Genomic DNA, 26,352 nt, shown 5'->3' on the forward strand with positions numbered 1-26,352 from the left:
CGGTCAGCGGGACCGCCGGCCCGTCGTGCCCAGGGCGCCCGGGGTCCGCCCGGTCGCCTCGCGGAAGGCCCGGACGAACGAGCTCGCCGTGCGGTAGCCGACGGCGTGCGCGGTCTCGGTCACGTTGCGCCCCTCGGCGAGCAGCCGGGCCGCGGCCCGCACCCTGGCCTGCGTCCGCCACTGGGCGAAGGTCATCCCGGTCTCCTCGCGGAACCGGCGCAGCAGCGTCCGCGCGCTCCACCCGACCCGGCGGCTCCACACCTCGGCGGGATGCGCCGCACCCGGCGCGGCGACGATGCCCCGGGCGACGAGTGCCAGCCGGGGGTCGGTCGGCATCGGCAGGTCGGCGACGCCACCGGTGACCGGCTCCACCGAGTCCAGCGCGACGGCCTCCGCGCGCCGCCGTGCCTCCTCGGGCAGGTCCCCGCGGTCCAGGTGCTCGACCAGACCGGCCCAGGCCGGCCCGAACCGGACGACCCCGGGCGGCAGCTCCGGGGCCCACCGGCCCGGCTCGACGAACGTGCACCGGTACCCGGTCCGGCCGGTCACGACGCCCCGGTGCGGTGTCCCGGCGGGGATCCAGATCCCGGCGCCGACCGGCACGATCCAGGACAGGCGGTCGATCTCGACCGTGCGCGGCCCGGACGCCGCCCAGACCAGCTCGTGGCACGGGTGCTGGTGCACCCGCACGTGCACGTCCGCCGGTGGCGGTGAGGTCCACCGGGTCCAGACGCGGTCGCCGCGACGGTCCGGGCGCTCGTCGCGGACGTGCACCCCGACGGTCAGCCGCCGCTGTCGGGAACTCGACATCATGGGACCGTTTATGAACACAGGCTAGGCTGCCCACACTCCTACGGTGTCCCGGTGACGATCACGGACCTGCCGACCGCACCACCGGCGTGCGCGGCGATCTCCCGCGCGCTGCGGGAACCCCTGCGCGGCACGGCCGCCACCGCCGCGGGCTGGCTGCTCGTGGAGCACTCCGGCCCGTGGGGCGACGGCGCCCTCGACCGGGCCGACGAGCGCTGGGGCGCGCTGGTCGAGGAGCGCTTCGCGGAGGCGGGGGCCCGGGTCCTGCTGGTCCGCGAGCCGGGCCGGGCCCGGACCGGTGGCCGGCGCCGGGTGCACCTCGTGCACTCCGGGCGGAGCGGGCCGTGGCACGAGGAGCTGCGGGTCGACGACCTCTCGGCGCTGCTGGACCTCGACCCGGCCGTGGTGGCGTCGGCGTCGGCGCCCGGCCTCGGGACGCCGGTGACCCGGCCGTGGTTCCTGGTGTGCACGCACGGCCGCAAGGACGCCTGCTGCGCGGTGCTGGGCCGACCGGTCGCGCGGGCGCTGGCGCCGACCGGGCGGGTGTGGGAGACCACGCACCTGGGTGGCGACCGGTTCGCGGCGGCGGTGGTCGTCCTGCCGCACGGCTACTACCTCGGCCACGTCGACCCGGCCGACGCCGGGGCGCTGGCCGCCGACACCGACCGGGGGCTGCTGTCGCTGCGGCACCTGCGCGGGCGGTGCTGCGACCCGCCGGAGCTGCAGATCGCCGAGCACGTGGTCCGGGAGCGGCACGGTCTGCGCGGGATCGACGACGTGGTCCCGCTCCCCTGCGGGGACCCCTGCGGGGACGGGGTGGTGGTGGACCGGCCGGGCGGCCGGGACCGGGTCCGGCTGAGCCCGGCGCCGCTGCCCGAACGCCTGACGTCGTGCTCGGCGGGGGAGCGGGGACGCCCCGACCCGCGGTCCGCGACCGTCACCGCGGTGGCCCGGTGAGCGCCCCGGTGCCCGCCCCCGTGCCCGGCCGCGTGGGCGGTCGCGTGTCCCGGCGTGCCGCGCTCGGGCTGCTCGGGGCGGCGGTCCTCGGCGCCTGCGGCACTTCTGCGCCCGGCACTTCTGCGCCCGGCACCCCGGCGTCCGGAGGCCCGGCGCCCGGCGGCCCGGATCCCGCGGAGGCCGGGGCACAGGTCGTGACGCTGGTGCCCGCGCTGCTCGACGCCGCGCTCGCGGTCGGGGTGCGACCGGTGCTGGCGGCCGTCGTCGGGAGCACCCTGCCCCCGCACCTCACCGGGCTCGCGGACGGCGTCCCGCTGACGAACGCGGGTGTTGGCGTCGACCTCGAGCGGGTGGCCCGCGAGCGGCCGGACCTGATCCTCACCCAGACCGGTCCGGACAACCACGCCGACCTGCTGCGCCGGATCGCGCCGACCGCCGAGATCGCGGTCCCGCAGCCGGCCGCGCGGTGGCGGGAGTACGTGGCGGCCGCCGCCGCGGCGATGGACCGGGCCCCGGCGACCGCCGCCGCCGAGCAGGAGCTGGCCCGGCACGTCGCCGGGGCGCGCACCGTGCTCGCCTCCCGGCCGGGCACGGTGTCGGTCCTGCAGGTCGACAGCGACGGCGTCCGCGTCTACGGCCCGGACTCCTTCGCCGGCTCCCTGCTCCGCGAGGCGGGCGCGACGACCGCGCCCACCCCGCCCGGGGTGTCCTGGAACGCCGACGGCTACCTCGGGGTCAGCCGGGAGCGGCTGGCCGAGGTGGCCGGCGACACGGTCTTCCTGCTGGTGCGGGTCGCCGAGGGCGAGGACGACGCCGAGGTCGCCCGGGACCCGCTGTGGCGGTCCCTGCCCGCGGTCCGGGCCGGGCGCGCCGTCACGGTGGACCGGGGCACGTGGGTGCACCGCGGCTACGCGAGCGCGGCCCGGGTGCTCGACGACGCGGCCCGGTCCCTGCGCGGCTGAGGGCCGCCGGTCACCGCAGCAGGTGCGGCGTCTCCCACTCCGCGCCCAGCACGTGGTAGTCCAGGAACGCCCACACCGTGCGGTACCAGACCTTCGCGTGGTTCGGCGCGAGCACCCAGTGGTTCTCGTCGGGGAAGTACAGGAACCGGTGCGGGTTGGCGTCCGGGTCGGCCTGCCGGGACACCAGGTCCCACCACAGCCGCAGCCCCTCGCCGATCGGGACCCGATGGTCACGGTCGCCGTGGATCACCAGCATCGGGGTGACGATCGCGTCGGCGTGGTGGTGCGGGCTGTTGGCCTGCGCCATCGCCGGGGTCATCTCGGTGAGCCAGTACTCGGCGTGGTCGGTCGTCGGCCCGAACTGGTCGAGGGCCCACAGGCTGGCGTGGGTGACGACCGCGGCGAACCGGTCGGTGTGCCCGGCCACCCAGTTGGCCATGTAGCCGCCGAAGGAGCCGCCCATCGCCGCGGTGCGGGTCCCGTCGATCTCCGGCCGGGCGACGGCGGCGTCGGTCGCGGCCATCAGGTCGGTGAACGGCGCGCCGCCCCAGGCGCCCCAGCCGCGCTGGACGAAGTCCTGGCCGTAGCCGGTCGACAGTGCCGGGTCGGGCAGCAGCACGGCCCAGCCGCGCGCGGCCATCAGCCACGGGTTCCACCGCCACGACCAGGCGTTCCAGCTGGCCAGCGGGCCGCCGTGGATCCACAGCAGCAGCGGCGCCGGGTGCTCGGCGTCGGCGCCGTCGGGCAGGACCAGCCAGGCGCGGACCCGGGTGCCGTCGGCCGCGGTGGTCTCCAGCTCGGTGAGCGTGCCGGGCAGCACGGGCGCGGCGGCGGCGGGGGCGGGCAGGAGCTCGGGGTCGGCGTCGCGGCCGTCGGCGGGGACGCGGACCGGGGCCGGGGGCGCGTCGTAGGCGTGGCGCAGCGCGTAGACCCATCGCCCGTCCGGCGACGGGCACGGGTCGGAGTAGGTGCCGTGGTCACCGGTGAGCCGGGTGACGGTGTCGTCCTGCGGGGTCGCGCCCGGGTCGACCCGGAACAGCGGGCCGCGACCGTTCTCGTCGGCGGTCACGATCAGCGCCGACCCGTCGCGCGTCCAGCGGGCCGCGGTCGGCCAGCGGTCCCAGCCCGGTGCCACCGGACGCGGCGCGCCACCGGCGAGCGGCACCAGGACCAGGTCGATCCGCGGCGCGACCTCCGGGGTGGAGACGCGTTCGCGCAGCGCGACGACGGTCCGCCCGTCCGGGCTGATCCGGGGCGCGCCGTACTCGTGGCCGTCGTCGTCGGTCAGGTCGCGGTGCTCCCCGGTCGCGGTGTCGACCACGACCAGGCCGGGCCGCCAGGTGCCGTGGCCGTGCGCGCGGTACCAGCCGGTCACCACCGAGCCGCCGTCGGGGGAGACGTCGAAGGCGGTCTCGTCCAGCGCGCGGCCGGGTGCCGGCGTGAGGTCCGTCCACGGGTCCGTGTCCTCGGGGGAGGCCAGGAGCAGCCGTTCCTCGGCCGGGCCGAGGTCGTGGTCCCAGTGCCGCACCGGGTAGCCGGTGTGCAGGATCGCGGTGACCTTGCCCTCGGTGCGCGCGGTGCGGCGCTGCTCGTCGTCGTCGGTCGTGACCGCGCCGGGCAGCGTGGGGGAGGACACGACGACCGTCCCCGCGTCGGCGGCGACGGCGACGGCGGAGATCCCGCCGGGCCGCGACCCGGCGGGCGCGGCCTCACCGCCGGCCGCGGGCAGCCGCCACAGCGCGGTCGGCGGCTCGGTCTCCCCGGTGGCGTCGGGGTCCGGGCGGGCCGACCGGAACAGCAGGTCGCCGTCGGGGGTGAAGACCGGCCCGGACTCGCCGGCCGCGCCCCGGGTCAGCCGCCGCGCCGGGGCCTCGCCCGCGGGGTCGACCTCCCACAGCGCGGTCCGGTAGCGGGTGCCGTCGGCGTCGAGCTCGGCGACCCCGGTGACCAGCCGCGTGCCGTCGGGGGACAGGGCGAGCCCGCCGAGGCGGGGGAGCGCGACGTAGGCGTCGAGGTCGTGGAAGGGGGTGTCGGTCACGCCGTCGGTTCTACCGCACGCCGCGCGGCGGACCGACCCCGTTCCGGACCCGTCAGGGGACGAGCAGCACCTTGCCGGTGGTGCGGCGGCCCTGCAGGTCGTCGTGCGCGGTGCGGGCGTCCGCCAGGTCGTAGCGGTGCCCGATCCGCACGTCGAGGCGGCCCGCGGCGACCTCGCCGTAGACGGCGGCGGCGCGGGTGCGCAGCTCGTCGGTGGTGGCGATGTAGTCGAACAGCTTCGGGCGGGTCAGGTACAGCGACCCGGCCGCGTTGAGCCGCTGCGGGTCGAACGGCTCGACCGGGCCGGACGCGGCGCCGTAGAGCACCAGCGTGCCGCGCGGGCGCACCGAGGCGAGGCTCGCGTCGAAGGTGGTGCGCCCGACCGAGTCGAACGCGGCGTGCACGCCCGCGCCGCCGGTGAGGTCGCGGACGGCGGCGGCCAGGTCGTCGACGGCGGTGTAGTCGATCACCTCGTCGGCGCCGGCGCCGCGGGCCAGCTCGGCCTTCTCCGGCGTCGACGTCGTCGCGATCACCCGGGCGCCCTTCGCGACGGCCAGCTGGGTGAGCAGCAGCCCGACGCCACCGGCGGCGGCGTGCAGCAGGATCGTCTCCCCGCCGCGCAGGGCGACACAGTCGTTGACCAGGAAGTGCGCGGTCATGCCCTGCAGTGCCGCGCCGACCGCGACGTCGTCGGCGACGCCCTCGGGCACCGGGACGGCCTTCCCCCAGGGCACGGCGACCTGCTCGGCGTAGCTGCCCAGGGTGTTGGCCCAGGCGATCCGGTCCCCGACCGCGACGCCGTCGACGTCCGCGCCCAGCGCGGTGACCCGGCCCGCACCCTCCAGCCCGGCGACGTAGGGCGTCTCCATCGGGTAGATGCCCTCGCGCTGGTAGGTGTCGATGAAGTTCACCCCGGCCGCGGCGACCTCCACCAGCACCTCGCCCGGACCCGGCACCGGGGCGTCGGTGTCGACGACCTCCAGCACCTCGGACCCGCCGGGCCTCGTCACCCGTACCGCACGCATGTGTCCTCCTCGTCGCTCGCCGCTGCTGACGGGCCCGATCATGCCCTCACGCGTCGCGGCGGAGCATCCGGGAGACGAGCACGACCGCGGCGACGGCGAACCAGCCCGCCGCGAGCCCGGTGCTCGACACGAGCCCGTCGGTCGGCAGCGGGTCGCGCAGCACGTCGACCCCGGCGGCCCAGCCGTCGGTGAGCAGGAACGGGCGGATCGGCTCCAGCGCGGGGATCGCGCCGAGCACCCCGGACAGGATGATCCCGCCGAGCACCGAGGACAGCACCACCAGCGGGTGCTCGGTGAACGACGACACCACCAGCGCCACCGCGCCGACCGCGGCGAGCTGACCCAGCGTCCACAGCGCGACCAGGGCGATCCGACCGGCCGCGGAGGTCAGGTCCAGCACCGAGCCGGACATCGTCAGCAGCGCGCCGCCGTCGCCGACGACGGCGGGGGGCCCGATCAGCGCCCACCCCGCCACCAGCCCGACCACGCAGACCACGGCGACCGCGACCGCGGCCACCACCAGCACGCCGAACGCCTTCATCGCGACCAGCCGCAGCCGCCCCACCGGGGCCAGCAGCAGGCCGCGCAGGGTGCCGTGCTGGGCCTCCCCGGCGATCGCGTCCGCGGCCGCGACGGTGACCACCAGCGGCAGCAGCAGCGCCATCAGCAGGGTCAGCGCCGCGACGGGCAGGGTCAGCCCGTTGCCGACGACCTCCGACAGCAGGCCGCGGCGCGGCCCGTCGGCCAGCACGAGCCCGACCGCCATCAGGACCGGCACCGCGCCGAGCAGCGCGACCATCACCCAGGTCCGGGGTCTGCGCAGCACCCAGCGCAGCTCGGCCCCGAGCAGCCGCCGCCACGACACCGGCCGGGGCGGGGCGGGCGGGGCGCTCACGCGTCGCCCTCGGTGATCCGGGTGAACAGCTCCTCCAGGCCGGTGCGGCGCCGGGCCAGCCCGTGCACCGCCACCCCGGCCCCGACGAGGCCGGCGAACAGCCGCGGTCCGTCGGCGTCGGCGGCCAGGACGACGGCCGCGCCCTCGGCCCGGGCGTCGGCGCCGGCGGCCCCGAGCTCCCGCAGCGCCGCCGCCGGGTCGGTGGTCGCGATCTCCCAGTCGCCGTCGGCGGCGCCGAGCAGCCGGTCCAGCGGTCCCGCCGCGAGCAGCGTGCCCTGCTTGAGCACGGCCACGTGCGTGCACACCGCCTCGACCTCCGACAGCAGGTGCGACGACAGCAGCACCGTCGCCCCGCCCGCCCGCAGCTCGGCGACGATCGTCCGGATCTCCCGCGTGCCGGCCGGGTCGAGACCGTTGGTGGGTTCGTCGAGCACGACGAGCCGGCGCGGGACGAGCAGCGCCGCGGCCAGCCCGAGGCGCTGCTTCATCCCGAGGGAGTAGCCGCGGAACCGGCGCCCGGCGGCCGCGGCCAGCCCGACCCGCTCCAGTGCCGCCTCCACCGCGGGCCGCACCTCACCGGCCGCGAGCCGCGGCTCGGTCGCCGCGACCCGGCGCAGGTTCTCCCGCCCGGACAGGAACGGATGGAACCCCGGCCCCTCGACCAGCGCGCCGACGTCGGGCAGCGTCGTGGCGAGCCCGCCCGGCACCGGGAGCCCGAGCAGCTCGACGCTGCCCGAGGTCGGCGTGGTCAGCCCGAGCAGCATCCGGATCAGTGTCGTCTTGCCCGAGCCGTTGGGGCCGAGCATCCCGAACACCGACCCGGCCGGGACGTCGAGGTCCACCCCGTCGACGGCGGTGACCCGCCCGAACACCTTGCGCAGGTCCCGGACGCGGGCGGCCGGGAGCTGCTCGTCCGCGGCCCCGTCCGCCACGTGGCCAGCGGGGGCGGAGCGGGTGGTCGTCACCGGGCCAGGGCCTCGCCGAGGACGTCCGGGCCGACGGCACCGGCGGCGACGCGGCCGTCGTCGGCCAGGATCACCGAGCCCGCGTTCGTGGTGATCTCGCGGCCGGCGCCCCACGGTCCGGACACCGGGGTGCCGAGCGCGGACAGGTCCGGGCCCTGCCCGTCGCCGGAGCGCTGCGGGACCCGGCCGACGACCACGGTGTCCCAGCCCTCGCCGACGACGGTCGGCGCGGCGGCCCGTGCGGGCGTGCTGCCGGGGCTGCCGGTGCCGGGGTTGGCGGGGCCGGGGCGGATGCCGGGGCCGGGCTGCTTCACCGTCCCGGCGGTGCCGTCGCGGACGGTGGCGCCGGGCGGCGGGGTGAAGGTGAACAGGGCCGGGTCCTGCGGGCCGAACGTGACGTCGTCGAAGCCGATCCGCAGCACCGGGTCGGTCCCGGCGCCGAGGACGGTTAGCTCCAGCGGGGTCCGGGTCTGCGCGTCGACGGCGGCGCGGACCTCGCGCAGCACGGTGCGCTCACCGGGCTTCGGCGCCAGGACCAGGGTGTAGGCGGGGCGGCCGGCGACCTCGGTGGTGCCGTCGACCCGCAGCACGCTGGTGGCGCTCAGCCGCGCGACGACGGTCCGGGCGACCTCGGCCGGGTCCTTCGCGGCGTCGGCGTCCGGGGCGTGCCCCCGGCTCGGGAACCGGGTCGCGGTGCGGTCGGTGGAGTCGTAGGCCCAGGTCGTGGCGCCGTCGCGGACGTAGGTGCGCTCGCCGTCGTCGCTCGGGACGGCGAGGCGACCGTCGCCCTTCCCGTCGGACCAGACCCGCGCGGTGGAGGTGCCGTCGGTCAGCCCGTCGGAGGGCAGGCCCGGCACGGCGGGCAGCCCCAGCCGGTTGTCGACGGCGACGGTGCCGGCCAGCGCGACCGGCTCCGCCGCGACGACCGAGGCGACGAGCTGCTCCGGCGTGACGGGCGGCAGCTCGGGGGCGGCGGAGGCCCGCGTGGTGAGCAGGCCCACCGACAGCGACACGATGAGGGCGACGGCCAGGACGGCCGCGAGGACCACGGCGATCCCGCCGCGTCGCAACCGGGATGCGGAGGTCATGACTCCAGAGTGCCCGAGTGTCACCCGATCGTGCAGCGGCCGGTCGGACCGACTCAGACCGACGCGGCGGCGGGCTCCGGCGCGGCGGCGTCCGCCGGGTCGCCGGTCGGGGTCGCGCGGGGGTCGGCGGCGGCCGGGCGGGTCGCGGTGCCGGCCCACACCCAGGCGGCCGCGGCGGCGGTCAGCCCGGCGCCGAGCACGTGCAGCGACACCAGCAGCTCCGGGACCCCGAGGGCGTACTGGACCCCGCCGAGCGCGCCCTGGGCGAGCACGACCACGACGAGCACCCGGAACCGGCGCAGCAGCGCCCGCGGGGCGGACACCGCGTGCAGCAGGAACCCGAGCCCGACCAGGGTGCCGAGGTAGAGGAACAGCGTGTCGACGTGCAGCTGCGCGAGCGCGGGGATCGGCACGTCCAGGCGCGGGGTCTCCGGGTCGCCGCCGTGCGGACCGGCCGCGGTGACCAGGGTCCCCGCGACGAGCAGGACGCCCAGCACCGCGGTGGAGAACAGCACCAGCCCACGCCCGGCGACGGGCACGGTGCGGGTCACCGGGCCGTCGGCCTCGCCGGCGGCGCCGACCAGCAGCACCGCGAACCAGACCAGCACCATCGAGGCCAGGAAGTGCAGCATCACCGTCCACCAGGCCAGCCCGAGCAGCACGGTGATCCCGCCGATGACGGCCTGCGCGACGACGCCGAGCGGCATCGCCAGCGCCAGCCCGGTGAGGCGGCGGCGCCGCGGCCGGGTGTACAGCGCGCCGAGCAGCGCCGCGCCCGCGGTGAGCACCACCAGGATGCCGAGCAGCCGGTTGGAGAACTCGATCCACATGTGCAGCGGAGCGATCTCGGCGTGGTCGACCGGGATCATGCTGCCCGGCTCGCACTGCGGCCAGGTCGAGCAGCCGAGGCCGGAGCCGGTGACCCGGACCACCGAGCCGGTCACCCCGATCCCGATCTGGGCGACGAGGTTCGCGATCGCCAGCCGGCGCATCAGCACCGGCGGGGTGGAGGGCACGCGCGACAGCAGCACACTACGCATCGTAGAAGATGGGGCTCAGGTCCAGCGCACCAGCCGCGACGCCGCCACCCCGGCGACGACGGCCCAGCCGGTCAGCACCAGCAGCGGCCCGGCCGCGGGGAACTCGCCCGCGCCGAGGGCCGAGCGCAGCGCCTCGGCCAGCGCCCCGGAGGGCAGCCACGGCGCGAGCGCCGCCAGCGGCCCCGGCAGGTCCGCCACCGGCACGACGATCCCACCGGCCAGCAGCAGCGCGAACCACACCAGGTTGGCGACGGCGAGCACGATCTCCGCGCGCAGCGTCCCGCCCAGCAGGATGCCCAGCGCCCCGAACGCGGCCGCGCCCAGCAGCACCGCCAGCGCGGCGCCGTCGAGCCGGGCACCGGCCGGGGACCAGCCCAGCAGCGCCGCCAGCACGCCGAGCAGCACCACCTGGATCACGACGACGGCGGCGACCGCGGCCAGTCGCCCGCACACCAGCAGCCAGCGGGGCAGCGCCGTCGCGGCCAGCCTGCGCAGCGCCCCGTAGCGGCGGTCGAAACCGAGCGCGATGGCCTGGCTGGTGAACGCCGAGCTCATCACGGCCAGCGCCAGTATGGAGGCGAACAGCCACGCCACCCGCGGCTCCGGGGCGGGCACCGCGGGCACGAGCGTGAGCCCGGCCAGCAGGGCCGCCGGGATGAGCAGGGTCAGCAGCACCTGCTCGGCGTTGCGCAGCGCGAGCCGGGTCTCCAGACCGCCCTGGGCCCGCAGCATCGTCAGCGCCCGGCCGCGGCCGGGCGCGGGGGTGAACATGCCGTCGGGGAACGGCGGCGTCGTCCGCGGGGTCGTCACGAGCGCAGCTCCCGTCCGGTGAGGTCGAGGAAGACGTCCTCCAGACTGCGCCGCACGACCTGGACGTCGTCGGCGAGCACGCCCTGGTCGGCGCACCACGAGGTGATGGCGGCGAGCGCGCCCGGGTCGATCCGGCCGCGGACCCGGTAGCGGCCGGGGGAGGTCTCGCAGCTGGCGTAGCCGGCGGGCAGCCGGGCGTCGAGACCGGCGACGTCCATCCCGGGCCGGGCCCGGAAGCGCAGCTCGGTCTGGTCGCCCGCGGTGAGCTGGGCGGGCGAGCCGTGCGCGACGACCCGGCCGTGGTCGATGATCACGACGTCGTCGGCGAGCTGCTCGGCCTCGTCCATCAGGTGGGTGGTCAGCAGCACCCCCACGCCGTCGCGGCGCAGCGCCCGGACCAGGTCCCACACCAGGTGGCGGGCCTGCGGGTCCAGACCGGCGGTCGGCTCGTCGAGGAACACCAGCTCCGGGCGCCCGACGACGGCGCACGCCAGCGCCAGGCGCTGCTGCTCCCCGCCGGACAGCCGCTTGTACGGGGTGCCCGCCCGCGGGCGCAGGCCGAGCACGTCGATGAGCATGTCGACGTCGAGCGGGTGCGCGGCGCAGTCGGCGACCAGGTGCAGCATCTCCCCGGTCCGCACGGCCGGGTAGGCGCCGCCGCCCTGCGGCATGACGCCGACCCGGGGGCGGACGGCCTCGTCGGCCGGGTCGTGGCCGAGGACCCGCACCCGTCCGGCCGAGGGCGCCCGGAACCCGGTGCACACCTCGACGGTCGAGGACTTGCCGGCGCCGTTCGGGCCGAGCAGGGCGAGCACCTCGCCGCGGGCGAGGTCGAGGTCGATCCCGTCGACGGCGGTCGTGGCGCCGTAGCGCACGACGAGGCCGCGGATCTCCAGGGCGGCGCTCACCGGGCGGGCTCCTGGTCCGACGGCGCGCGGGTCCCGGCGCCGGTGTCGCCCGGAGTGCCGCTGCCGTCGGTGCCGCTGCCGTCGGTGCCGCTGCCGTCGGTGCCGCTGCCGTCGGTGCCGCTGCCGTCGGTGCCCCCGTCCGGGCGGGCCGGGTCACCGGCGTCGCCGGGGGAGCGGATCAGCCGGGCGACGACGTACAGCGCGAGGGTGTACATGGCCGCGCCCGCGGTGATGGCCAGCGGCAGCTGGAACCCGCGGAAGAAGAAGTCGGCGCCGGTGGGCGGCACGGCCAGCGCGAGCACGACCGACAGCAGCAGCAGGCCGCGGCGGTAGAACGGCATCGCCCGGGTCACGACCAGCGGCAGCAGCGCCCAGAACAGGTACCAGGGGTGCACGACGGGGCCGAGCAGCACGACGGCGCCGAGCCCGAGGCCGGTGCCGGTGACCGGGTCGACCCGCCCGCGCAGGCAGCCGAGCAGCAGCACGACCACGATCACCGCGATCGGCAGCACGAACAGGCTGCGCATCAGGCCCATCGTGGTCTCGGTGTGGTCACCGAGCCCGGCGAGTCTGCCGACCTGCCCGGCGAGCAGCCCCAGGTTGGTGCTGATCGACATGGGCGAGATGAGCACGCTGGGCGCGGACAGCCCGCGCACCCAGTTGAAGCCCAGCCCGGTGGCCAGGCTGAAGAAGGTGAGCACGGCCGCGGCGATCGCGGACAGCCAGGCCGTCATCACGGCCCAGTCGACGAGCCTGCCGCCGCGCCTGCGGACCAGGTACACACCGACGAAGCCCAGCGCGAGCAGCGCCGGGAGCTTCACCGAGGCCGCGGCGACGATCAGCGCGGCACCGCCGGTGATCCGCCACCACGGCTGGACGGTGTCGTCGCGCCCGAGCATCACCCAGAGCCCGAGCAGCAGCAGCGGCAGCATGATCGACTCGTTGTGGATGCCGCTGACCATGTGGAACAGCACCAGCGGGTTCGCCGCGCCGAGCCACAGGACCAGGCCGGCGTCGAGGTCGAACCGGGAGGCCAGCCGGGGCAGCACCCACACCATCAGCGCGACGCCGACCAGCGCGAGCACCCGGTGCTCGAGGATGCCGAGCACCACGTTCTCCCCGGACAGCGCCGTGATCCCGCGACCGAGGCCGAGGAACAGCGGGCCGTAGGGCGCCGGGGTGTCGCGCCAGACCGTGGGGATGCCGCGGACCAGCGGGTCGTCGATGCCGAGCGCCTGCGCCGGGCCGATCGAGTACGGGTCGATCCCGCGGGCGAGCGTCGCGCTCTGGGCGAGGTAGCTGTAGATGTCCTTCGAGAACATCGGCGGCGCCAGCGCCAGCGGCACCCCCCACAGGATCGCGGTGCGACCGAGCTCGCGGCGCTCGGGAGCGGGGTGGTGCGCCCCGCGGGTGGTGAGCATCCGGGCGATCCACAGCCAGGCCGTGACCACCATGAGCAGGCCCGCGTAGGTGACGGCGATCGCGAGGGTGACGTTGCGCGACGGCAGCCCGATCACGCGCAGCCCGTTGAGCGGGTTCGGCACCGGGAAGGCCCCGGACCCCAGCGCGCTGATCCCCATCAGGAGCGCGCCGGTCAGGCCGAGGATCCGCGCGATCCGGGCCTGCTCGCGCAGGCCGCGCCGGGCCCGGTGGCCGGTCGACGGCGGTGTGGCGGGGGGATCGGACGGCGCCGCACGCGTCGGGGGGTCGTCGCGCCCGGGCGGGGCGACCTCGGGCGTCACCATGGGAGAAGAGGCTAGTGGTGCGGCCACGGGGGGTCCGGTACCGGCCCTCACCTGCGGGTGGAGTGAGCCCGGTCACCACGGCGGGGGGTCTGTTTTGCCGTGCCGACCGATATACGCAACACTGATGTTGTGAAAACGGACCGGACAGCGCCGCGGCGCCTCGACGACCCTGCCTGCGGGCACGGCGTCGGCGGCGACGCCGTGGTGCCCGCCGCGTCCGGGACGGGTACCCGCGCCCTCGTGGCACGGGTGCTCATGGAGCAGGGTCCGGTCACGGCCGCCGTCGTGGCGGCCGAGCTGGAGCTCACCGAGGCCGCCGTGCGCCGGCACCTCGACGCGCTGATCGCCGACGGCGAGGCGGAGGTCCGGGCCCCGGCCCGGTCCGCCCGTCCGCGCGGCCGGGGCCGTCCGGCCCGGGAGTACCTGCTCACCGACACGGGCCGGGTCCGGTTCGGGCACGGGTACGACGACCTGGCCACCCAGGCGCTGCGCTTCCTCGCCGAGACGGCGGGGGAGGAGGCGGTCGACGCCTTCGCCCGGCACCGGGTGCGCGAGCTGCTCGGGTCCGACCTCGACGCGGTGACCGCCCCGGCGGAACCCGCGGAACGGGTCGAAGCGCTCGCCCGGGTGCTCAGCGCCCGCGGCTACGCTGCGCAGGCCCGCCACGGCGGGTTCGGGGTGCAGCTGTGCCAGCACCACTGCCCGGTGGCCCACGTGGCCACCGAGTTCCCGGAGCTCTGCGAGGCCGAGACGCGTGCCTTCGCCGAGCTCCTGGGCACGCACGTGCAGCGGCTGGCCACCATCGCCCGCGGCGACGCCGCGTGCACCACACACGTCCCGCTCGAGGATCCCGAACTCCTCGCGCGGGCACGAGGTAAGAAGCAAGGCCGTTCCGTCACCGTGAGTGGGAGACCCACTGCGCAGGTGCGGCAGGTGCAAGAAGAAGGGGGCCCCGCCGACGGCGGGACCTTCTCCCACCACGGTCCCCGAAAGGGAGGCAGTCCTTATGACGACCACTCCTGATGTGCGCACCGAGCTCACGCAGGAGGAGACGATCGCGGCGCTCGGCCGGTACGACTTCGGCTGGGCCGACTCCGACGAGGCGGGCTCCATCGCGAAGCGTGGCCTGTCCTCCGAGGTCGTCGCCGACATCTCCCGCCTGAAGAGCGAGCCCGAGTGGATGCTGGAGTTCCGGCAGAAGGCGCTCGACATCTTCGGCAAGAAGCCGATGCCGCGCTGGGGCTCCGACCTGTCCGGGATCGACTTCGACAACATCAAGTACTTCGTGCGCTCCTCGGAGAAGCAGGCCGCCACCTGGGACGACCTGCCCGAGGACATCAAGAACACCTACGACAAGCTGGGGATCCCGGAGGCCGAGAAGGCCCGCCTGGTCTCCGGTGTCGCCGCGCAGTACGAGTCCGAGGTCGTCTACCACTCGATCCGCGAGGACCTCGAGCAGCAGGGCGTCATCTTCCTGGACACCGACACCGCGCTGAAGGAGCACCCGGAGCTGTTCCGGGAGTACTTCGGCTCGGTCATCCCGTCCGGTGACAACAAGTTCTCCGCCCTGAACTCCGCGGTCTGGTCCGGTGGCTCCTTCATCTACGTCCCGCCGGGCGTGCACGTCGACATCCCGCTGCAGGCCTACTTCCGGATCAACACCGAGAACATGGGCCAGTTCGAGCGGACGCTGATCATCGTCGACGAGGGTGCCTACGTGCACTACGTCGAGGGCTGCACCGCGCCGATCTACAAGACCGACTCGCTGCACTCGGCCGTCGTCGAGATCGTGGTCAAGAAGGGCGGCCGCTGCCGCTACACCACGATCCAGAACTGGTCGAACAACGTCTACAACCTGGTCACCAAGCGCGCCAAGGCCGAGGAGGGCGCGACCATGGAGTGGGTCGACGGCAACCTCGGCTCCAAGGTGACCATGAAGTACCCGGCCGTGTGGCTGATGGGCGAGCACGCCAAGGGCGAGGTCCTCTCGATCGCGTTCGCGGGCGAGGGCCAGCACCAGGACGCCGGCGCCAAGATGGTCCACCTCGCGCCCAACACCTCCTCGACGATCGTGTCGAAGTCGGTGGCGCGCGGCGGCGGGCGTACGTCCTACCGCGGCCTGGTCCAGGTCAACCCGCGCGCGAAGAACTCCCGTTCGACGGTGAAGTGCGACGCGCTGCTGGTCGACACGATCTCGCGCTCGGACACCTACCCCTACGTCGACATCCGCAACGACGACGTGTCAATGGGGCACGAGGCCACCGTCTCCAAGGTCTCCGACGACCAGCTCTTCTACCTGATGAGCCGCGGTCTGACCGAGGACGAGGCCATGGCCATGGTCGTGCGCGGGTTCGTCGAGCCCATCGCGCGCGAGCTGCCGATGGAGTACGCGCTGGAGCTGAACCGGCTGATCGAGCTGCAGATGGAGGGTTCCGTCGGATGACGACGAGTGACGTTGCCGGCCTCGCGCCCGAGCTGAAGGGCGCCAAGGAGGGGCAGGGCGAGGTCCCGATCGCCTCGGCCGGCGAGCGCTTCCAGTCCTTCGACGTGGAGGCGTTCGAGGTCCCCGGTGGCCGCGAGGAGAACTGGCGGTTCACCCCGCTGCGCCGGCTCAAGGGCCTGCACGACGGCAGTGCCGCGTTCGAGGGCACCGCGCCGGTCTCGGTCACCGAGGCCGCCGGGGTGACCGTCGAGAAGGTCGGCCGCGACGACGCCCGGATCGGCGAGGGCGGTGTCCCGTTCGATCGGGTCGCCGCCGCGGCCTGGTCCGGGTTCGGCGAGGCCACCCTGGTCACCCTGGACGGGGAGAAGCTCGACCCGGTGACGATCACCGTGGACGGCCCCGGCGAGGGCGTCACGGCGGCCGGCCACCTGCACATCCGCACCACCCCGCACACGCAGGCGACGGTCGTCGTCGTGCACCGGGGGTCGGGCGTGCTGGCCGACAACACCGAGGTCGTCCTGGGCGACGGCTCGCAGCTCACGCTGGTCGTGACCGAGGAGTGGGCCGACGACGCCGTGCACGTGGGCGCCGAGCACTACTCGATCGGGCGCGACGCCACCCTGCGGGCCACCACGGTCCAGCTGGGCGGCGACCTGGTCCGGGTCTCCTCGACCGTGCGCTACGCCGGCCCCGGCGGCGACGCCGAGCTCATCGGGCTCGGCTTCACCGACGCCGGCCAGCACCTCGAGCAGCGGCTGCTGGTGGACCACGCGATGCCGAACTGCAAGTCCAACGTGCTCTACAAGAACGCGCTGCAGAGCCTCACGAAGGACTCCTCGCACGTGGTGTGGATCGGCGACGTGCTGATCCGGGCCGCCGCCGAGAACACCGAGACCTTCGAGTTCAACCGGAACCTGGTGCTCACCGAGCACTGCCGCGCCGACTCCGTGCCCAACCTGGAGATCGAGACCGGCGAGATCGTGAGCGCGGGCCACGCCAGCGCCACCGGGCGGTTCGACGACGAGCAGCTGTTCTACCTGCGCAGCCGCGGCATCCCCGAGGACCAGGCCCGTCGCCTGGTCGTCCGCGGGTTCTTCGGCGAGGTCCTGAACAAGATCACACTGCCGGAGCTCAAGGAGCGCCTCGAGGCGGCCGTCGAGGCCGAGCTCGCGCTCACCGGCGTCTGAGCGCAGCTCGGCACCGATTCCGCACACTTTCCCGAATACGGAGCGACCACCACCGATGTCCACTCTGGAGATCAAGGACCTGCACGCCTCGGTCGAGACCGAGGACGGCCCCAAGGAGATCCTGCGCGGTGTGAACCTCACCGTCCGCGCGGGCGAGACGCACGCGATCATGGGGCCGAACGGCTCCGGCAAGTCCACGCTGGCCTACGCCATCGCCGGGCACCCGAAGTACACCGTCACCAGTGGCGAGGTGCTGCTGGACGGCGAGAACGTCCTGGAGATGTCGGTCGACGAGCGGGCGCGGGCCGGGCTGTTCCTGGCCATGCAGTACCCGGTCGAGGTCCCGGGCGTGTCGATGGCGAACTTCCTGCGCTCGGCGGCCACCGCCACCCGCGGCGAGGCGCCGAAGCTGCGGACCTGGGTCAAGGAGGTCAAGGAGGCCATGGCCGGCCTCGACATCTCCCCGGAGTTCGCCGACCGCTCGGTCAACGAGGGCTTCTCCGGCGGTGAGAAGAAGCGCCACGAGGTGCTCCAGCTCGAGCTGCTGAACCCGAAGTTCGCCGTGCTCGACGAGACCGACTCCGGCCTCGACGTCGACGCCCTGCGCGTCGTGTCCGAGGGCGTGAACCGGTACCGGTCGAGCGGCGAGACCGGCGTCCTGCTGATCACGCACTACACGCGGATCCTGAACCACATCAAGCCGGACCGCGTGCACGTGTTCTCCGGCGGCCGCGTCGTCGAGTCCGGCGGCCCCGAGCTGGCCGACGAGCTGGAGAAGAACGGCTACGTCCGGTTCACCCAGGCCGACAAGGCGGCGGCGGACCAGAAGGCACTGGCCTGACCATGACCCTCACCCACGGAACCGGGACCACGGCCGGCCTCGACGCCGACGCCGTGGCCCGGATCCGGGCGGACTTCCCGATCCTCGCGCGCACCGTGCGCGAGGAGAAGCCGCTGGTCTACCTCGACTCCGGTGCGACCTCCCAGCGGCCGCGCCAGGTGCTCGACGCCGAGCGCACGTTCCTGGAGCGGCACAACGCGGCCGTCCACCGGGGCGCGCACCAGCTCGCCGAGGAGGCCACCGACGCCTACGAGTCCGCCCGGTCACGCATCGCGGCGTTCGCCGGTGCGAACGACGACGAGGTCGTGTTCGTCAAGAACGCGACCGAGGGCATCAACCTGGTCGCCTACGGCCTGGGCAACGCCTCGGTCCGGACCGGGCTCGACGCCGCCTCCGAGCGGTTCGCGCTCGGCCCCGGTGACGAGGTCGTCGTGACCGAGCTGGAGCACCACGCGAACCTCATCCCGTGGCAGGAGCTGTGCCGGCGGACCGGCGCGACCCTGCGCTGGTACTCCGTCACCGACGACGGCCGGATCGACCTCGACTCGCTCGAGCTCACCGACCGGACGCGGGTCGTGGCCTTCACCCACCAGTCCAACGTCACCGGCGCCGTCGCGCCGGTCGCGCAGCTGGTGGAGCGGGCCGCCGCGGTCGGCGCGCTGACCGTCCTCGACGCCTGCCAGTCGGTGCCGCACATGCCGGTCGACCTGCACCGGCTCGGGGTGGACTTCGCGGTCTTCTCCGGGCACAAGATGCTCGGGCCCTCCGGGGTCGGCGTCCTCTACGGCCGCCGGGAGCTCCTCGAGGCGCTCCCGCCGTTCCTCACCGGTGGCTCGATGATCGAGACCGTCCGGATGGAGGGCGCGACCTGGGCGCCGCCGCCGCAGAAGTTCGAGGCCGGGGTGCCGATGACGTCGCAGGCCGTCGGCCTCGGCGCCGCGGTCGACTATCTCGGGGCGATCGGGATGGACACCGTCGCCGCGCACGAGCACGCGCTCACCGCGGCGGCGCTGGACCAGCTGTCGGCGATCGACGGCCTGCGGATCGTCGGGCCCACGGGCACCGTCGACCGCGGGGGAGCGGTGTCGTTCGTCGTGGACGGCATCCACGCCCACGACCTGTCCCAGGTGCTGGACGACGCCGGCGTCGCCATCCGCGTGGGTCACCACTGCGCGTGGCCGCTGCACCGGCGCTTCGGCATCGTGGCCAGCGCCCGGGCGTCGTTCGCGGTGTACAACACCCTGGACGAGGTCACCGCGCTGGCCGACGGGGTGCGCGCCGCCCAGAAGTTCTTCGGGACGGTGTGACGTGCAGCTGCAGCAGATGTACCAGGAGATCATCCTGGACCACTACCGCGACCCGCACGGCGCCGGTCTGCGCGAGCCCTACGACGCCGAGACCCACCACGTGAACCCCACCTGCGGGGACGAGGTCACGCTGCGGGTCAAGGTCGACGGCGACGTGGTCACCGACGTGTCCTACGAGACGCTGGGCTGCTCGATCAGCCAGGCGTCGGTGTCGGTGCTGCACGACCTCGTCGCCGGGAAGCCGGTCGGCGAGGCGTGGAAGATCATGGCGTCGTTCCAGGAGATGGCCCAGGGACGCGGCAGGGTCGAGCCCGACGAGGACGTCATCGGCGACGGCGTGGCCTTCGCCGGCGTCGCCAAGTACCCGGCGCGGGTCAAGTGTGCTCTCCTGGGCTGGATGGCATTCAAGGACGCGGTGAGCCGCACCGACGCCCGCATCGAGAACTCCGAGGGGAGTCCGGCATGAGCGAGACCACCGAACAGAGCACCTCCGAGGACGTGGTGCGCGGCGCGGCGGGCATGCCCGAGCCGCCCGCCCGGGCCGACGCCGGTGACGGCGCGACCCTCGAGGCCCTCGAGGAGGCGATGAAGGACGTCGTCGACCCCGAGCTGGGCATCAACGTCGTCGACCTCGGCCTCGTCTACGGCATCGACCGGGACGGCGGGACCGCGGTCATCGACATGACGCTGACCTCGGCGGCCTGCCCGCTGACCGACGTGATCGAGGAGCAGACCCGCTCCGCGCTCACCGCCGGTCCCGACGGCGGCCTCGTCGACGACGTCCGGATCAACTGGGTCTGGATGCCGCCGTGGGGCCCCGAGAAGATCACCGAGGACGGCCGCGAGCAGCTGCGCGCCCTCGGCTTCCGGGTCTGACGACCCCGCACCGACCCGACGGGCCGGATCCCCACCCGGGGGTCCGGCCCGTCGTCGTCTCACCGGAAGTAGACCTCCCGCAGCCGGTCCTCCAGCCCCGCGACGGCGCCGGTGTCGACACCGAGGTGCTCCTCCAGCGCGTCCCGGACCCGGGCGGGGGAGGTGAGGTCGTGCCGCTGTGCGTCGCCGTCGGCGGTGCGCACGGTGAGCCGGGTCCCGTCGAGGGTGGTCCGGTGCTCCGGGGTGGTGCGCGCGGCGACGAGCCCGGTCCGGAAGTGCGACGCCGGGTGGTGGGTCAGATACCAGGAGCCCATCGCGAAGTCGACGTCCGGGGCGGGGACCAGGTCGAAGACGTACTGGTCGGCCCAGTCACCGCTGCCGCGCCGCTGCAGGACCCAGGCGCCGTGGTCGTCGCGGGCGTAGCGGTAGGTCGCCTGCGGGGTGGGCTGCTCCAGTCCGGCGACGAGCCGCAGCGCGGTGGTCGGCACCGTCGAGCCGAACCCGGCGTCGACGGTGAAGCGGCCCTCCGTGGTGTCGACGAGGGTGAGCCGGTGGGTGCGCGACGTCGGCGGGTCCGCCGGGGCCAGGCCCAGGCGGACCCGGCCGACGAGCGGGGTGACCTGGTACCCCACCGCGGCCAGCACGTCGTACAGCAGGCGGTTGTGCTCGAAGCACCAGCCGCCGCGCCGGCCGTGCACCAGCTTCGCCGCGACGCCGTCGGAGGTGGTCGGCGGCTCGACGCCGGTGAACGGGTCGAGGTTCTCGAACGGGATGGTCGCGTTGTGCGCGGTCACGACCCGGTCGAGCAGCGCCCGGTCCGGTGTCGCCCGGTCGACCCCGAGGAGGTCGAGGTACGCGGCGGCTGAGGTGGTCACCGTGCTCGTCATGGTGCCCGAGGCTGTCACCTCGACCCGGGTTCAGGTCAAGGATCAGCGTTCGCGGGCGCCGCGCAGTGCCCACGCCCGCAGGTGGGAGTAGCCGCGGGTGTGCAGTGTCGCGATCCGCCGCAGGTCGAAGCGCGGGTCGTCGCGCAGCGACTCGAACATCTCCTTGTCGACCAGCACCGTGTCCGGGCGGGCCTCGGAGGTGAGCCGGGCCGCGACGTTGACGACCTCGCCGTAGACGTCGCCGTAGCGGGCCAGCACCATGCCGTGGGCGAGGCCGATCCGCAGCTGCGGCAGCGCCGGCTCGGTCCGGACCCGGTCGCGCAGGCCGAGCGCGATGGCCGCGGCGTCGGCGGGGTGCTCGGTGACGTAGAGGACCTCGTCGCCGACGGTCTTGATCACCCGGCCCCGGCCGTTCGCGATGACCTCGGTCGTCACCGAGCCGAACCGCTCGATCATCTCGCCGAGCTCGTCCATCGACCGGCGGCGGGTGGTGCGGGTGAAGCCGACCATGTCGGCGAACCCGACCGACAGCGGCCAGGTGTCGGCCGCGATGTCCGCGGCGTCCATCCGCTGCGCCCCCGCGACCCAGCGCGACGCCGTCGCAGCGAGGTGGCGCCGCCACACGTAGGACTGCAGCGACTCCAGCTCGGGCAGCACGTCGGCGGCGAGCCGGGCCGCGTCGCGCGGGGTCAGCTCGCCGATGTGCGCGGCGGCGACCTGGGCGAGCATGCCGATCTGCCACTCGGCGAGCCGCGACAGCGACTGCGCGACCGCGCGGGCGACGGCCTCGCGGGCGTTCTTGTCGGGCAGCCAGTCCCGGGTCAGTCGGGCGACGGTGCTGGCCGCCTCCAGGTCGGCGCGGGTGTAGACCCGGTCCTCCGGATCCGAGTCCGCGAACCCCAGCGCACGCCAGAGCCGCCCCGACTCCTCCGGGTCGAGCCCCGCGGCCTCCACCAGCTCGTCGCGGGTGAACTCGCGGGGCGCGCCCAGGATGAACTCGTCCAGCGCCCCGTCGTCGATCTCGCTCCAGTCGATGGAGGCGGGGTCGGGCATCGGACGGGGCGGTCCGGGTTCGGACGTCACGCGATCACGTGGTGTGCACGACGAGCACGTCCACGCCGGCACGGCGGGTCGCGTCGGCGGGCACCGAGCCGAGCAGCCGCCCGGAGAAGGTGTTCAGACCGCGGTTGCCGATCACGAGCAGGTCGGCGCTGTGCTCCTTGACGGCCTTGCGGAGCACGTCGACCGGCGCGCCGTCCTCGGCGAAGGTCGAGACGTCCTTCGCGCCGGCGGCGGCGGCCCGGTCGGAGGCCTCGCGCAGCGCCTCCTCGGCGGGGGTCCAGCCGGTGACGAGGAAGGCCTCGTCCTTCAGCGCGTCCTCCGCGGCCGAGGTGTCCTCGCGGCTGGCCGGGGTGTAGGCGGAGACGATGACCAGTTTCGCGCCGCTGTCCGCGGCCACCCCGGCCGCGCGCTCGACGGCCGCGAACGACGTCGACGAGCCGTCGGTGCCGACGACGATGGTCTTGTATGCGGACACAGGTGCCTCCCGGGGGAACGGTCGCGCGTCGCCGGGTCTGCGGCCGGCGTCACCGCGTGCGACGACGTTACTACGTGGTATCCGATCAACTTGTCCCGACTCCCTCCCGTCATCGCCCTTTCGAGTGAAATGCGGCGGCCGATCGCAGCATGTGCGCTCGTACGGGTGGCGGAGCGGCCCGGAACACACCGGCCATCCCGGCGAGGGTGCCGGTCAGGTCGTCGCGGCCGGTGAGGAACGCCCGGCCGCTGCGGCCGGCGAAGAACGCGTCGAAGAAGTCCGGCACCAGCCGCGGCGGCATCTCCAGCACGGTGCGCAGCCCGTGCCGGCGCAGGCGGTGCACCGCGCGGACCGACCGGGGCCAGAGCAGCCGGCGGGCCGCCGTCGTCGCGGCGGCGGGGTCGTGCGGCAGGTGCCGGGCCAGCTCCGCGGCGAGCTGCGGGGCCAGCCCGAGCGCGGGGGCGACGCTGAACCCGGTCGCAGGGTGCACCAGCGGGGTCGCCGCCCCGAACCCGACGGGGTGCCGCGGGCCGCGCGGGGTGTCGACCGGGAAGCGGACCCGCTCGACGGGGGCGTCGTCGGGCACGATGACCCCCGCCCCGGCGAGCCGGGCCGCGAGCCGGTCGCGCAGCTCGGGCAGCCCCAGCCCCGGCCGTCGCGCCAGGGAGGTCTCCTCCAGCAGGACGGTGCCGTCGCCGTAGGGGACGGCGTAGAGGAACGTCGGCCAGTCCGTCCACTCCGGGCGGTGCGGGCCGGGGGAGCGCCAGTCCATGAAGACGGCCTCGCCGGGCCCCACCACCGGCGCGGCCACCCGCTCGTCGACGACGACGCCCCACGCGGTCTGCTCGGTCCCGCCCGCCGGGCCGGGGCGCAGCCGTGACGGTGCCCCGGTGGCGTCGACGACCAGGGCCGCGTCGACGACCCGCGCCGCGTCGTCCCGCGGGGCCCCGCCGTCGCCGGCGTCGCCGCTCCCGCCCCGGCCGCCCGGAGGGTGCAGCCGCACCCGGTACCGGTGGCCGTCGGGCCGGACGTCGTCGGCGGCGGCGCGCCCGGCCAGCACCGTGACCCCGGCGAGCCGGGCGTCGAGGTGGGCGCGCAGCCCGGCGGTGTCGAGCACCGCGTACGGGCCCAGCGCGCGGGTGCCACCGCGGGGCAGCACGGCCACCGCCTCCGGCCGGGTCGCGACCATCGCCGCCGGCAGGTGCGGGGGCAGCTCCTCGGGCCACGCGCAGTAGGTCGCCGTCCACGCCCGCTCCGGGGCGGGGTCGGCGAGCGTGGGGCGCAGCCCGGCCTCCGCGCACGCCGCCGCGAGCGCCCGGCCGGCCGGACCGCCGCCGAGGACCAGCACGTCGGCCACCGTCGTGCCGGGGGTGCCCGACCGGCTCGACGACGCCGTCCCGCTCGTCGTCCCGGTCACTGTGGGCCCGGCCGGTGCCGCCCGGCGGACAGGCTGCCGCCGTCGATCCGCAGGGTGGCCCCGGTGACCCAGGACGCGGCGTCGGAGACGAGGAACGCGACCGCCTCGGCGACGTCCGCGGGCTCGCCGAGGCGCCCCAGCGGGTAGCCCGCGACGACGGACGCCTCGTCGTGGGCGTAGAGCGCCTCGGCGAACCGCGTCCGCACCACGGCGGGGGCGACGGCGTTGACCCGGATGCCGGGGCCGAGCTGGCCGGCCAGCTCCTCGGTCAGGGTGAGCAGCGCCGCCTTCGACGCCCCGTAGGCCCCGATGACGCCGGTGGGCCGCAGCGCCGCGACCGAGGCGACGTTGACGACGGCGCCGCCGTGCGCGCCCATCCACACCCGGTGCGCCTGCTGGACGAACCCGAGGGCGGCGACCACGTTGACGTCGAGGATCTTGCGGACGGCGTCGAGGTCGGCCTCGACGAGCGGCCCGTGCTGGGGGTTGATCCCGGCGTTGTTGACCAGCACGTCCAGCGAGCCGAACGCGGCCACCGTCGCCTCCGCCGCGGCGGCCCGGTGCGCCGCGTCCCCGACGTTGCCGGCGACGGCGAGCACCCGGCCGGTGCCGACCCCCGCGCCGGCCGCGAGCTCGGCCGCCGCCGCGTCGAGCTCCGGGGCGCGCCGACCGGTGATCGTCACCGACGCGCCGCGCGCCAGCAGCGCGGCGGCGACGCCGTACCCGATGCCCCGCGAGGCGCCGGTGACCAGTGCCGCCCGACCGGCCAGGGAGGTGAGATCGGTCATGGGGCCCGACCCTACGTGGGGAATCCGGTGGACCCGGCCGGTAGTCTGGTCGCGTGATCCTGATCGAGTAGACCGGCGCCCCGGGCACGACCGTGCCCGCATCCGGTCCTCTCAGCGTCACTCCTCGTCCTCCGTCTGGAGCTCTTCCACGTGATCACCACGACCGACCTCGAACTGCGCGCCGGATCCCGCATCCTGCTCTCCGGTGCCACCCTGCGGGTGCAGCCCGGCGACCGGATCGGTCTGGTCGGGCGCAACGGCGCGGGCAAGACCACCTCGATGCGGGTGCTGGCCGGCGAGGGCGAGCCGTACTCCGGGCAGCGTAGCGCGAACTCCCCGGTCGGCTACCTGCCGCAGGACCCGCGCGAGGGCGACCTGTCGGTCACGGCGAAGGACCGGGTGCTCTCGGCCCGCGGCCTGGACGTGCTGCTGGCGAAGATGGAGAAGGCGCAGACCGCGATGGCCGAGCTGGCCGACCCGGCCGCGAACGACAAGGCGGTCCGCGAGTACGGACGGCTCGAGGAGCGGTTCTCCGCCCTCGGCGGCTACGCCGCGGAGTCCGAGGCCGCGCGGATCTGCACGCACCTGGGGCTGCCCGAGCGGGTGCTGGCCCAGCCGATGCGCACGCTCTCGGGCGGTCAGCGCCGGCGCGTGGAGCTGGCCCGGATCCTGTTCGCCGCCTCCGACGGCGGGTCGCAGTCGGCGACCACGCTGCTGCTCGACGAGCCCACCAACCACCTCGACGCCGACTCGATCACCTGGCTGCGCGGGTTCCTGCAGCAGCACGAGGGCGGTCTGGTCGTCATCAGCCACGACACCGACCTGCTGGCCGCAGTGGTGAACAAGGTCTGGTTCCTCGATGCGACCCGCGGCGAGGCCGACCAGTACAACATGGACTGGAAGCGGTACCTGGAGGCGCGCTCCACCGACGAGAAGCGTCGTCGCCGCGAGCGGGCCAACGCCGAGAAGAAGGCGTCCGCGCTGCACGTCCAGGCCGCCAAGATGGGCGCGAAGGCCACCAAGGCCGTCGCCGCCAAGAACATGGCCCGCCGGGCCGACGCACTGCTCGCCGGTCTCGACGACGAGCGTCAGGCCGACCGCGTCGCGCACATCCGGTTCCCGACCCCGGCGCCCTGCGGGCGCACCCCGCTCACCGCGGAGAACCTGTCCAAGGCCTACGGGTCGCTGGAGGTGTTCACCGGGGTGGATCTCGCGGTGGACCGCGGGTCGAAGGTCGTGGTGCTGGGCTTCAACGGTGCCGGCAAGACGACGCTGCTGCGGATCCTGGCCGGCACCGAGGAGTCCGACTCCGGCGGGGTCGTGCCCGGCCACGGGCTGCGACGGGGCTACTTCGCCCAGGAGCACGACACGCTCGACATGGACGCCTCGGTCTGGGACAACATCCGCCACGCCAGCCCGGACGCCGCCGAGCAGCAGCTGCGGACCCTGCTCGGGTCGTTCATGTTCTCCGGGGAGCAGCTCGAGCAGCCCGCCGGGACGCTGTCCGGCGGTGAGCGGACCCGGCTCGCACTGGCCGGTCTGGTGTCCTCGGCGGCGAACGTGCTGCTGCTCGACGAGCCGACGAACAACCTGGACCCGGCCAGCCGCGAGCAGGTGCTCGACGCGCTGCGCCGCTTCGAGGGCGCGGTCGTGCTCGTCACCCACGACCCGGGCGCGGTCGAGGCGCTGGAGCCGGACCGGGTGATCGTCCTGCCCGACGGCACCGAGGACCACTGGTCGGCCGACTACCTGGAACTCGTCCAGCTCGCGTGACCGGTCACCGCACGCCGCGGTGATCACCCGACCGGACCACCAAGATCATCGGAC

General features: G+C 75.2%; 25 protein-coding genes. 10 read left to right on the forward strand and 15 right to left on the reverse strand.

What is annotated here, in order from left to right; all coding sequences use genetic code 11:
- Positions 1-3 precede the first annotated feature (3 nt).
- Complete coding sequence (locus KPL60_RS04625; protein ID WP_226365006.1) at positions 4-810, reverse strand: AraC family transcriptional regulator; 807 nt, start codon at positions 808-810, stop codon at positions 4-6.
- Positions 811-864: 54 nt separating this feature from the next.
- Here KPL60_RS04625 and KPL60_RS34480 point away from each other — a divergent pair, with 54 nt between their 5' ends.
- Both KPL60_RS34480 and KPL60_RS04635 read left to right on the forward strand, forming a co-directional pair.
- Complete coding sequence (locus tag KPL60_RS34480; RefSeq protein WP_226365007.1) at positions 865-1,767, forward strand: sucrase ferredoxin; 903 nt, start codon at positions 865-867, stop codon at positions 1,765-1,767.
- Positions 1,764-2,729, forward strand: coding sequence for an ABC transporter substrate-binding protein (locus KPL60_RS04635; RefSeq protein WP_226365008.1), 966 nt, complete (start codon positions 1,764-1,766; stop codon positions 2,727-2,729). Before KPL60_RS34480 ends, KPL60_RS04635 begins: the two co-directional genes overlap by 4 nt.
- Before the next feature lie 10 nt (positions 2,730-2,739).
- On the opposite strand, the gene KPL60_RS34485 is transcribed toward KPL60_RS04635, so the two are convergent.
- Genes KPL60_RS34485 through mptB form a run of 9 tightly spaced genes read right to left on the reverse strand, consistent with a single transcriptional unit; the run spans position 2,740 to position 13,242 of the window.
- Positions 2,740-4,767, reverse strand: a complete 2,028-nt coding sequence (locus KPL60_RS34485; protein WP_226365009.1) for a prolyl oligopeptidase family serine peptidase — start codon at positions 4,765-4,767, stop codon at positions 2,740-2,742.
- 52 nt (positions 4,768-4,819) lie between these two features.
- Positions 4,820-5,791, reverse strand: coding sequence for a quinone oxidoreductase (locus tag KPL60_RS04645; RefSeq protein ID WP_226365010.1), 972 nt, complete (start codon positions 5,789-5,791; stop codon positions 4,820-4,822).
- 46 nt (positions 5,792-5,837) lie between these two features.
- Positions 5,838-6,686 (reverse strand): ABC transporter permease, encoded by an 849-nt coding sequence (locus KPL60_RS04650; protein ID WP_226365011.1) that lies wholly within the window; start codon positions 6,684-6,686, stop codon positions 5,838-5,840.
- Positions 6,683-7,651, reverse strand: a complete 969-nt coding sequence (locus tag KPL60_RS04655; protein WP_374228595.1) for an ABC transporter ATP-binding protein — start codon at positions 7,649-7,651, stop codon at positions 6,683-6,685. The genes KPL60_RS04650 and KPL60_RS04655 overlap by 4 nt, the downstream gene beginning before the upstream one ends.
- The gene (locus KPL60_RS04660) at positions 7,648-8,739 is read right to left on the reverse strand and encodes an outer membrane lipoprotein carrier protein LolA (protein WP_226365012.1); all 1,092 of its coding nucleotides are present in this window, start codon (positions 8,737-8,739) and stop codon (positions 7,648-7,650) included. Before KPL60_RS04660 ends, KPL60_RS04655 begins: the two co-directional genes overlap by 4 nt.
- Positions 8,740-8,792: 53 nt before the next feature.
- Positions 8,793-9,779 carry a heme A synthase gene (locus KPL60_RS04665; protein WP_374228596.1) on the reverse strand — a complete coding sequence of 329 codons (987 nt, stop codon included), beginning with the start codon at positions 9,777-9,779 and terminating at the stop codon, positions 8,793-8,795.
- A gap of 15 nt (positions 9,780-9,794) precedes the next feature.
- Positions 9,795-10,550 carry an ABC transporter permease gene (locus KPL60_RS04670; RefSeq protein WP_226366028.1) on the reverse strand — a complete coding sequence of 252 codons (756 nt, stop codon included), beginning with the start codon at positions 10,548-10,550 and terminating at the stop codon, positions 9,795-9,797.
- Between the two features lie 35 nt (positions 10,551-10,585).
- Complete coding sequence (locus KPL60_RS04675) at positions 10,586-11,497, reverse strand: ABC transporter ATP-binding protein (RefSeq protein WP_226357301.1); 912 nt, start codon at positions 11,495-11,497, stop codon at positions 10,586-10,588.
- A complete protein-coding gene (gene mptB / locus KPL60_RS04680) occupies positions 11,494-13,242 on the reverse strand; it encodes a polyprenol phosphomannose-dependent alpha 1,6 mannosyltransferase MptB (protein WP_226365014.1) in 1,749 nt (582 codons plus the stop codon). The genes KPL60_RS04675 and mptB overlap by 4 nt, the downstream gene beginning before the upstream one ends.
- 201 nt (positions 13,243-13,443) lie before the next feature.
- On the opposite strand from mptB, the gene KPL60_RS04685 reads away from it, so the two are divergent.
- From KPL60_RS04685 to KPL60_RS04715, 7 genes are read left to right on the forward strand one after another with little or no spacing between them, the layout of a single operon-like run.
- The gene (locus KPL60_RS04685; protein ID WP_226357509.1) at positions 13,444-14,265 is read left to right on the forward strand and encodes a metalloregulator ArsR/SmtB family transcription factor; all 822 of its coding nucleotides are present in this window, start codon (positions 13,444-13,446) and stop codon (positions 14,263-14,265) included.
- A complete protein-coding gene (sufB, locus tag KPL60_RS04690) occupies positions 14,249-15,685 on the forward strand; it encodes a Fe-S cluster assembly protein SufB (RefSeq protein ID WP_226365015.1) in 1,437 nt (478 codons plus the stop codon). Before KPL60_RS04685 ends, sufB begins: the two co-directional genes overlap by 17 nt.
- Positions 15,682-16,872, forward strand: a complete 1,191-nt coding sequence (gene sufD, locus KPL60_RS04695) for a Fe-S cluster assembly protein SufD (protein WP_226357298.1) — start codon at positions 15,682-15,684, stop codon at positions 16,870-16,872. The genes sufB and sufD overlap by 4 nt, the downstream gene beginning before the upstream one ends.
- A 55-nt stretch (positions 16,873-16,927) precedes the next feature.
- Positions 16,928-17,713 carry a Fe-S cluster assembly ATPase SufC gene (sufC, locus tag KPL60_RS04700; protein WP_226357297.1) on the forward strand — a complete coding sequence of 262 codons (786 nt, stop codon included), beginning with the start codon at positions 16,928-16,930 and terminating at the stop codon, positions 17,711-17,713.
- Between the two features lie 2 nt (positions 17,714-17,715).
- Positions 17,716-19,020, forward strand: a complete 1,305-nt coding sequence (locus KPL60_RS04705; RefSeq protein WP_226365016.1) for a cysteine desulfurase — start codon at positions 17,716-17,718, stop codon at positions 19,018-19,020.
- A 1-nt stretch (position 19,021) separates the two neighbouring features.
- Complete coding sequence (gene sufU, locus KPL60_RS04710) at positions 19,022-19,486, forward strand: Fe-S cluster assembly sulfur transfer protein SufU (RefSeq protein ID WP_062395379.1); 465 nt, start codon at positions 19,022-19,024, stop codon at positions 19,484-19,486.
- Entirely contained in the window at positions 19,483-19,896 is a 414-nt protein-coding gene (locus KPL60_RS04715; protein ID WP_020624271.1) for a metal-sulfur cluster assembly factor, read from the forward strand. The genes sufU and KPL60_RS04715 overlap by 4 nt, the downstream gene beginning before the upstream one ends.
- Positions 19,897-19,955: 59 nt before the next feature.
- Here the strand turns inward: KPL60_RS04715 and KPL60_RS04720 are convergent, their stop codons facing one another.
- The 5 genes from KPL60_RS04720 to KPL60_RS04740 form a co-directional block, all read right to left on the reverse strand.
- Positions 19,956-20,783 (reverse strand): arylamine N-acetyltransferase, encoded by an 828-nt coding sequence (locus tag KPL60_RS04720; RefSeq protein ID WP_226365017.1) that lies wholly within the window; start codon positions 20,781-20,783, stop codon positions 19,956-19,958.
- 42 nt (positions 20,784-20,825) lie between these two features.
- Entirely contained in the window at positions 20,826-21,836 is a 1,011-nt protein-coding gene (locus KPL60_RS04725) for an adenylate/guanylate cyclase domain-containing protein (RefSeq protein ID WP_226365018.1), read from the reverse strand.
- A gap of 34 nt (positions 21,837-21,870) precedes the next feature.
- A complete protein-coding gene (locus KPL60_RS04730) occupies positions 21,871-22,320 on the reverse strand; it encodes a universal stress protein (RefSeq protein ID WP_062395375.1) in 450 nt (149 codons plus the stop codon).
- 109 nt (positions 22,321-22,429) lie between these two features.
- Positions 22,430-23,737: a lycopene cyclase family protein gene (locus tag KPL60_RS04735; protein ID WP_308016653.1), complete on the reverse strand. Its 1,308-nt coding sequence runs from the start codon at positions 23,735-23,737 to the stop codon at positions 22,430-22,432.
- Positions 23,734-24,525 carry an SDR family oxidoreductase gene (locus tag KPL60_RS04740; protein ID WP_226365019.1) on the reverse strand — a complete coding sequence of 264 codons (792 nt, stop codon included), beginning with the start codon at positions 24,523-24,525 and terminating at the stop codon, positions 23,734-23,736. The genes KPL60_RS04735 and KPL60_RS04740 overlap by 4 nt, the downstream gene beginning before the upstream one ends.
- A gap of 150 nt (positions 24,526-24,675) precedes the next feature.
- Between KPL60_RS04740 and KPL60_RS04745 the strand changes: the two genes are divergently transcribed.
- A complete protein-coding gene (locus KPL60_RS04745) occupies positions 24,676-26,298 on the forward strand; it encodes an ABC-F family ATP-binding cassette domain-containing protein (RefSeq protein WP_226357292.1) in 1,623 nt (540 codons plus the stop codon).
- The last annotated feature ends 54 nt before the right edge of the window (positions 26,299-26,352 follow it).

The sequence above is a fragment of the Pseudonocardia sp. ICBG162 genome (genome assembly GCF_020496225.1).
Classification (GTDB): domain Bacteria; phylum Actinomycetota; class Actinomycetes; order Mycobacteriales; family Pseudonocardiaceae; genus Pseudonocardia; species Pseudonocardia alni.

Excerpts from the sequence above, each read along its gene's own strand:
- KPL60_RS04625 (WP_226365006.1), bottom strand. The coding sequence starts at position 810 with ATGTCGAGTTCCCGACAGCGGCGGCTGACCGTCGGGGTGCACGTCCGC.
- KPL60_RS04645 (WP_226365010.1), bottom strand. The coding sequence starts at position 5,791 with ATGCGTGCGGTACGGGTGACGAGGCCCGGCGGGTCCGAGGTGCTGGAG.
- KPL60_RS04660 (WP_226365012.1), bottom strand. The coding sequence starts at position 8,739 with ATGACCTCCGCATCCCGGTTGCGACGCGGCGGGATCGCCGTGGTCCTC.
- KPL60_RS04665 (WP_374228596.1), bottom strand. The coding sequence starts at position 9,779 with ATGCGTAGTGTGCTGCTGTCGCGCGTGCCCTCCACCCCGCCGGTGCTG.
- KPL60_RS04670 (WP_226366028.1), bottom strand. The coding sequence starts at position 10,550 with ATGTTCACCCCCGCGCCCGGCCGCGGCCGGGCGCTGACGATGCTGCGG.
- mptB (WP_226365014.1), bottom strand. The coding sequence starts at position 13,242 with ATGGTGACGCCCGAGGTCGCCCCGCCCGGGCGCGACGACCCCCCGACG.
- sufB (WP_226365015.1), top strand. The coding sequence starts at position 14,249 with ATGACGACCACTCCTGATGTGCGCACCGAGCTCACGCAGGAGGAGACG.
- sufD (WP_226357298.1), top strand. The coding sequence starts at position 15,682 with ATGACGACGAGTGACGTTGCCGGCCTCGCGCCCGAGCTGAAGGGCGCC.
- sufC (WP_226357297.1), top strand. The coding sequence starts at position 16,928 with ATGTCCACTCTGGAGATCAAGGACCTGCACGCCTCGGTCGAGACCGAG.
- KPL60_RS04705 (WP_226365016.1), top strand. The coding sequence starts at position 17,716 with ATGACCCTCACCCACGGAACCGGGACCACGGCCGGCCTCGACGCCGAC.
- KPL60_RS04715 (WP_020624271.1), top strand. The coding sequence starts at position 19,483 with ATGAGCGAGACCACCGAACAGAGCACCTCCGAGGACGTGGTGCGCGGC.
- KPL60_RS04720 (WP_226365017.1), bottom strand. The coding sequence starts at position 20,783 with ATGACGAGCACGGTGACCACCTCAGCCGCCGCGTACCTCGACCTCCTC.
- KPL60_RS04725 (WP_226365018.1), bottom strand. The coding sequence starts at position 21,836 with ATGCCCGACCCCGCCTCCATCGACTGGAGCGAGATCGACGACGGGGCG.
- KPL60_RS04740 (WP_226365019.1), bottom strand. The coding sequence starts at position 24,525 with ATGACCGATCTCACCTCCCTGGCCGGTCGGGCGGCACTGGTCACCGGC.